The sequence below is a fragment of the Streptobacillus felis genome, from assembly GCF_001559775.1.
In the GTDB taxonomy this organism is placed as follows: domain Bacteria; phylum Fusobacteriota; class Fusobacteriia; order Fusobacteriales; family Leptotrichiaceae; genus Streptobacillus; species Streptobacillus felis.
Genome location: NZ_LOHX01000094.1, coordinates 1 through 270, shown reverse-complemented (window position 1 = coordinate 270; position 270 = coordinate 1). Strand labels below are relative to the sequence as shown.

The 270-nt window shown below is 24.8% G+C and carries 1 pseudogene; it reads left to right on the top strand.

Annotated elements, in window-relative coordinates:
- Window positions 1-109 precede the first annotated feature (109 nt).
- A pseudogene (locus AYC60_RS09550) lies at window positions 110-270 on the top strand (DUF711 family protein); the annotation flags it as partial.

Below are 270 nucleotides of genomic sequence, written 5' to 3'. Positions count from 1 at the left end.
TGTAAGAACTATAACTCTATGTATAAGTTTACTTGTTTGTGTAAGTAATGATTTAGATATTTTTTGTAAAAACATAACTAACAAAATATATTGTTGAGCTAAATACTTAGTTAAAACTGGTGAAGATATAAGTAAGGAATATGTAATAGCTATAGTTAATAAAATTGTCTCTATAACACCTTATTCTTTAGTTTCTGCTGGATGTACTAATACTATAGATGACTATGTTAAAAGAGCTAAAACATTAGATTCATTAGCTGAAAAAATAGG